The organism is Nitrospirota bacterium, assembly GCA_016214385.1.
Classification (GTDB): Bacteria; Nitrospirota; Thermodesulfovibrionia; order UBA6902; family JACROP01; genus JACROP01.
Map to the genome: position 1 here is coordinate 1 of JACROP010000057.1, position 3,769 is coordinate 3,769.

Annotated in this window: 3 protein-coding genes; 2 read left to right on the top strand and 1 reads right to left on the bottom strand. The window is 43.4% G+C overall.

Features of this window, described 5'->3' with window-relative positions; all coding sequences use genetic code 11:
• Positions 1-529 (top strand): carbon starvation protein A (locus HZC12_03585; GenBank protein ID MBI5025809.1); only part of this gene is annotated, 529 nt, incomplete at its 5' end.
• Between the two features lie 69 nt (positions 530-598).
• Here HZC12_03585 and rtcA read toward each other — a convergent pair.
• Positions 599-1,624 carry an RNA 3'-phosphate cyclase gene (rtcA, locus tag HZC12_03590; protein ID MBI5025810.1) on the bottom strand — a complete coding sequence of 342 codons (1,026 nt, stop codon included), beginning with the start codon at positions 1,622-1,624 and terminating at the stop codon, positions 599-601.
• A 176-nt stretch (positions 1,625-1,800) separates the two neighbouring features.
• Between rtcA and HZC12_03595 the strand changes: the two genes are divergently transcribed.
• Positions 1,801-3,399: a PilT/PilU family type 4a pilus ATPase gene (locus tag HZC12_03595; GenBank protein ID MBI5025811.1), complete on the top strand. Its 1,599-nt coding sequence runs from the start codon at positions 1,801-1,803 to the stop codon at positions 3,397-3,399.
• Positions 3,400-3,769: the final 370 nt, after the last annotated feature.

Sequence of the window (3,769 nt, forward strand, 5' to 3'; positions counted from 1 at the left end):
GCAGAATACATTTGGCCTGCCTGTTTACATCGGGACAATATTCGGCATCCTGCTGCTTGAAGGATTTGTGATTACAACTATTGATACAGCAGTAAGGCTGAACCGTTATCTCTTAGAAGAACTGTGGGGCTTTATTTTTAAAAATCCACCCAGGATATTCAGTACCTATATATTCAATGCCTTTATATGCGTTTTATTGATGTTCCTGCTGGCCTATTACAATGCCTTTCTTGTTATATGGCCGATATTCGGCACTGCAAATCAACTTTTAGCGGCACTGACCCTCATTGCCCTGACTGCATGGCTTATGGTTAAAGGGAAAAGATACTGGTTTACACTTTTCCCTGCCATATTTATGATAGTAACCACTGTCTATTCGCTCCTGCATCTCTTTACCATGAAATATCTGCCTGATAGAAACTGGACATTAGCATCAACCGATATGCTATTAATACTGCTTGCCGCAGGCGTGGTAATTGTTTCTTTGTCCCGATTGCTTCGGGACTGGAATAACAGTCGTAAGGCGTAATGCGTAATGCGTAATGCGTACGTAAGTTGCTATCATCTCTACGAGCTATTGGTTTGCCACTATTCCACTTTACACTCTAATTACTACTTTCCCGATTTCGCCCTCTTTTCCTGAGACTTCAACTTTCACATCTAAGAACTTCTCTATTACCCATATGTTTGTCAGAAGGTGCATGGTAATCCTGGATGTGATGAATGACGATGTGCCTTCTGAAAGGGCCATATATGGCACTATCTGGTCGGCGAGCCTTTTTTCAACAGGAGCGCCGCTATTGAAGAATTCGAGAAACTCCTCTGCTGCCTCTCTTCCGACGTCCTCTGCTTTTTTACCTCTCTGCCCGAGGGCTGAAAATCCTGCCGTGGAGTTTTCAAATTCTGAAACTATAAAAAAGAAAGTTCCCTGGCCAATGCACGGAGCATCGAGAAGCTCTATGTCTGCCCTGAGGCCATGTGCCTCAAGAATCTCTGAGGCTGAAGCCCTCTGTCTCTCTGCAATGCTTGAGGGAAGGTTCCCTGTTGCTGAAAGCCCTTTGATAGCTTTTATCTCTCCTCTTTTCTCAAGACTTATTGGCTTGATAGCAGATGCAGGTTTGATAGAAGCACTTATAATGCCTCCGCCCTTTGGATAAAACCCCCACCTCTCAATAGAAAGACTCACATCTATGCCCATTGTTTTCAATACTTGCAAGAACACGTCTTTTAAATAATGAAAAGGCGGGCTCCATGGGACATGCGTGCCTCCTGTTATTGTTATACCTGATGGTTCTTCAGCAAAACATAAGGGCAACAAAATGGTTTGAAGTACAAGAGATGTTGAGCCTGCTGTGCCTATGTCAAACCGATAATGGCCTCCATATGCTTTATCAGGATTAAAAATAAGTTCTGAGGAGCCAATGGAATCTCCCTTAACCTCAGCCCCTGCAATGAGTTGTGCTGCCCTGACGCATGTAAGGTGCTGTGGCTGAAGCCCCGGTTTTTTCCTTTGAGCCCTGATGTTAAAGATTCTAAAGGGCTTTTTCAGATGGCATGACAGAGAAAGGGCAGTTCTTAAGACCTGACCGCCACCTTCACCAAAGCTTCCATCAATTTCAATCATAGATAAAAGAATTATAAAACACTATCCCAAAATTAAAAACATAGTAAGGGCGAGCCTTACACATAGATATGGAAGGCAGTCTCTATTTTTGGCCGGACAACTAATTGACAAAGTATTCTTTATAATGTAAGAAAATAGTTGATAGCTTATGGATAATAGCTATCAAGGAGGCATGAATGGAGCGAAATACAGAAAAGCCTAAAAAATCAAGGTTTGGGGAAATACTCCTCGAATATGGGATAATAAACCAGGAACAGCTCAATGCCGCGCTCAAGATGCAGATGCAGGTCGGAGGACATATTGGCTCAATCCTCGAAGATATGGGCGTGTTGGACGAGCATGCCCTTTTAAATTTTCTCAGCAAACAATTCAATACTCCTCCTGCGAACCTCTTTGACGTGAATATTGATTCAAGTATTCTCAAGATCATTCCCTTTGACAAGGTAAAAGAATATAAGGTGCTTCCCCTGCGTACAGAAAGGAACAAACTTGTCCTTGCAATGATGAACCCCAACGATTTAACTGCAATACAGGATATAGAATTCGCCTCAGGTCTGAGGATAGAGCCTGTTATTGTGCCTTCTTCACAGATGGAGGCAGCAATAAAACTCTTCCTAAAAGAGGGTTATGGTATCAGGACATTCAGTGGTTCGGCGCTCAGGGAAAAGACCGAAGCCTATGAAACCAGGGTTTCTGAGACAGGGGCCATTGACATTCGTTCCCTCTTAAGGCTGGTTATTGAACACAAAGGCACAGACCTGCATCTCACAGCAGGCGTCCCACCCAGCATCAGGGTTGATAACGAGCTCAAGAGGCTTCCAATGCCAGCAATAACTCCAGAGCAGATGAGAGAGTTTGCTGATAGTATCCTTACAAAGGAGCAGAAATACCAGTTTGATAGAAGAAAGGAGATAGATTTTGCTTACTCTTATAAGGAAATAGGGCGTTTCAGGATGAACATGTACAGACAGAGAAATTCGATCTCCTTTGCAGCAAGATTTATCATCGAGGATATACCAAACCTTAAAAGCCTTGGCCTTCCTGGGTGGGTAAGTGATTTTGCCCTTAAGACTCAGGGCCTTATACTTATCTCAGGCCCCTCAGGTCATGGAAAGAGCACCACAATGGCATCCCTTGTGGATATTATAAATTCCAATAGGAAGTGTAATATTGTAACCCTCGAGGACCCAATAGAATATCTCCACAAGCACAAAAAGAGCAATGTCAACCAGAGAGAAGTAGGTGTGGATACGGATTCGTTTCAGGAAGGCCTTAAACACATCTTCAGGCAGGACCCTGATGTTATCCTCATTGGCGAGATGCGGGATCCTGAAAGCATTGCCATTGCCCTTACAGTAGCAGAAACAGGACATCTTGTTATGAGCACTGTTCATACCCTTAATGCCACCAGCGCTGTTGACAGGATAGTAGATATTTTCCCTGGACATCAGCAGCATCAGGTAAGGATACAGCTTGCTGACTGCCTGCTTCTTGTATTGGCTCAGAGACTTGTCCCTAAGAAGAAAGGAGGCGGCAGGGTTTTGGCGTATGAAAAAGTAATAAATACTTATAGGGTTAAAAACATGATAAGGGAAGGCAAGGTCCATCAGCTCAGGTCACTCATGCAGGCCGCATCAGAGGATTTAACTTCCATTGACCAGAGCCTTGCCAAGCTCTGCATTGATGGGGAGATTACAAAGGAAGATGGTCTCAAGTTTGCCGACAACCCCAGGTATTATGAAGACCTGATAAGACTTGGGGGATTCAAAGGATGAATGAAAAATTCAGCCTCCTTTCAAAGCAAATAGCGAATTAGTTTCTTTCCAAAAAACTCCAGATATTTCCAGAAGTTCCAGCACAAAAGCAATTAACCCAAATGATGCATTTAGAAAACCACAGAGAAGTATAATATAAACCACAGAGACACAGAGGCTCAACTGTCAAACTTCTTTAGGAGTTCCCCCAATTTTTTGTTTTTTTGTCCGTCATTCCCGCGAAGGCGGCAATCCAATCTTCTCATGTAGTTAAGCTGTCATACAAATCCGCCCATTCGGGGTTATGTTCCTCAATAAGCTTGAGTTTCCATACCCGATTCCATTTTTTCATTTGCCTTTCCCTCGATAATGCCGTCTCGGCATTCTCTGC